This is a genomic window from Streptomyces sp. GESEQ-35, from assembly GCF_017948485.1.
Taxonomy (GTDB): Bacteria; Actinomycetota; Actinomycetes; order Streptomycetales; family Streptomycetaceae; genus Streptomyces.
In genome coordinates, this window is sequence record NZ_JAFFSX010000067.1 from 1 (window position 1) to 3,222 (window position 3,222).

Here is a 3,222-nt window from a genome sequence, read left to right on the forward strand (position 1 = left end):
GGGGTGGTGGGTGGCTGGTCGTTGTTTGAGAACTGCACAGTGGACGCGAGCATCTGTGGCCAAGTTTTTAAGGGCGCACGGTGGATGCCTTGGTACCAGGAACCGATGAAGGACGTGGGAGGCCACGATAGTCCCCGGGGAGTCGTCAACCAGGCTTTGATCCGGGGGTTTCCGAATGGGGAAACCCGGCAGTCGTCATGGGCTGTCACCCACATCTGAACTCATAGGGTGTGTGGAGGGAACGCGGGGAAGTGAAACATCTCAGTACCCGCAGGAAGAGAAAACAACCGTGATTCCGGGAGTAGTGGCGAGCGAAACCGGATGAGGCCAAACCGTATACGTGTGAGACCCGGCAGGGGTTGCGTGTGCGGGGTTGTGGGATCTCTCTTTTACGGTCTGCCGGCCGTGAGACGAGTCAGAAACCGTTGATGTAGGCGAAGGACATGCGAAAGGTCCGGCGTAGAGGGTAAGACCCCCGTAGTCGAAACATCAGCGGCTCGTTTGAGAGACACCCAAGTAGCACGGGGCCCGAGAAATCCCGTGTGAATCTGGCGGGACCACCCGTTAAGCCTAAATATTCCCTGGTGACCGATAGCGGATAGTACCGTGAGGGAATGGTGAAAAGTACCGCGGGAGCGGAGTGAAATAGTACCTGAAACCGTGTGCCTACAAGCCGTGGGAGCGTCGCGTTGCATGCTTGCATGCAACGTCGTGACTGCGTGCCTTTTGAAGAATGAGCCTGCGAGTTTGCGGTGTGTTGCGAGGTTAACCCGTGTGGGGAAGCCGTAGCGAAAGCGAGTCCGAATAGGGCGGTTTAGTAGCGCGCTCAAGACCCGAAGCGGAGTGATCTAGCCATGGGCAGGTTGAAGCGGCTGTAAGAGGTCGTGGAGGACCGAACCCACCAGGGTTGAAAACCTGGGGGATGACCTGTGGTTAGGGGTGAAAGGCCAATCAAACTCCGTGATAGCTGGTTCTCCCCGAAATGCATTTAGGTGCAGCGTCGTGTGTTTCTTGCCGGAGGTAGAGCACTGGATAGGCGATGGGCCCTACCGGGTTACTGACCTTAGCCAAACTCCGAATGCCGGTAAGTGAGAGCGCGGCAGTGAGACTGTGGGGGATAAGCTCCATGGTCGAGAGGGAAACAGCCCAGAGCATCGACTAAGGCCCCTAAGCGTACGCTAAGTGGGAAAGGATGTGGAGTCGCAGAGACAACCAGGAGGTTGGCTTAGAAGCAGCCACCCTTGAAAGAGTGCGTAATAGCTCACTGGTCTAGTGATTCCGCGCCGACAATGTAGCGGGGCTCAAGCGTACCGCCGAAGTCGTGTCATTCATACACATAGGGCCAACGCCTGTATGGATGGGTAGGGGAGCGTCGTGTGCCGGGTGAAGCCGCGCCGGAAGGCAGTGGTGGACGGTTCACGAGTGAGAATGCAGGCATGAGTAGCGATTCACACGTGAGAAACGTGTGCGCCGATTGACTAAGGGTTCCTGGGTCAAGCTGATCTGCCCAGGGTAAGTCGGGACCTAAGGCGAGGCCGACAGGCGTAGTCGATGGATAACCGGTTGATATTCCGGTACCCGCTGTGAAGCGTCAAACATTGAATCAGGCGATGCTAAGTCCGTGAAGCCGCCCTGGAGCCTTCGGGCAAAGGGGAGTGGTGGAGCCGACGGACCAGACTTGTAGTAGGTGAGTGATGGGGTGACGCAGGAAGGTAGTCCAGCCCGGGCGGTGGTTGTCCCGGGGTAAGGGTGTAGGCCGTGCGGTAGGTAAATCCGTCGCACATGAGGCTGAGACCTGATGCCGAGCCGATTGTGGTGAAGTGGATGATCCTATGCTGTCGAGAAAAGCCTCTAGCGAGTTTTATGGCGGCCCGTACCCTAAACCGACTCAGGTGGTCAGGTAGAGAATACCGAGGCGTTCGGGTGAACTATGGTTAAGGAACTCGGCAAAATGCCCCCGTAACTTCGGGAGAAGGGGGGCCACATCCGGTGATGGGCTGTACGTCCTGAGCTGGGGGTGGCCGCAGAGACCAGCGAGAAGCGACTGTTTACTAAAAACACAGGTCCGTGCGAAGCCGTAAGGCGATGTATACGGACTGACGCCTGCCCGGTGCTGGAACGTTAAGGGGACCGGTTAGTCACATTTCGGTGTGGCGAAGCTGAGAACTTAAGCGCCAGTAAACGGCGGTGGTAACTATAACCATCCTAAGGTAGCGAAATTCCTTGTCGGGTAAGTTCCGACCTGCACGAATGGCGTAACGACTTCTCGACTGTCTCAACCATAGGCCCGGTGAAATTGCACTACGAGTAAAGATGCTCGTTTCGCGCAGCAGGACGGAAAGACCCCGGGACCTTTACTACAGTTTGATATTGGTGTTCGGTTCGGCTTGTGTAGGATAGCTGGGAGACTGTGAACTCTGGACGCCAGTTCAGGGGGAGTCGTCGTTGAAATACCAGTCTGGTCGTGCTGGATGTCTAACCTGGGTCCGTGATCCGGATCAGGGACAGTGTCTGATGGGTAGTTTAACTGGGGCGGTTGCCTCCTAAAGAGTAACGGAGGCGCCCAAAGGTTCCCTCAGCCTGGTTGGCAATCAGGTGTTGAGTGTAAGTGCACAAGGGAGCTTGACTGTGAGACCGACGGGTCGAGCAGGGACGAAAGTCGGGACTAGTGATCCGGCGGTGGCTTGTGGAAGCGCCGTCGCTCAACGGATAAAAGGTACCCCGGGGATAACAGGCTGATCTTCCCCAAGAGTCCATATCGACGGGATGGTTTGGCACCTCGATGTCGGCTCGTCGCATCCTGGGGCTGGAGTCGGTCCCAAGGGTTGGGCTGTTCGCCCATTAAAGCGGTACGCGAGCTGGGTTTAGAACGTCGTGAGACAGTTCGGTCCCTATCCGCTGCGCGCGCAGGAACATTGAGAAGGGCTGTCCCTAGTACGAGAGGACCGGGACGGACGAACCTCTGGTGTGCCAGTTGTTCTGCCAAGGGCATGGCTGGTTGGCTACGTTCGGGAGGGATAACCGCTGAAAGCATCTAAGCGGGAAGCCTGCTTCGAGATGAGTGTTCCCACCCACTAGATGGGGTAAGGCTCCCAGTAGACGACTGGGTTGATAGGCCAGATGTGGAAGCCGGGTAACCGGTGGAGCTGACTGGTACTAATAGGCCGAGGGCTTGTCCTCAGTTGCTCGCGTCCACTGTGTTAGTTCTGAGGCAACGACCGT

At 57.0% G+C, this 3,222-nt stretch carries 1 rRNA gene; it reads left to right on the forward strand.

The window, feature by feature from the left end:
• Positions 1–57: 57 nt before the first annotated feature.
• Positions 58–3,180, forward strand: a 23S ribosomal RNA gene (locus tag KCH87_RS48325).
• The last annotated feature ends 42 nt before the right edge of the window (positions 3,181–3,222 follow it).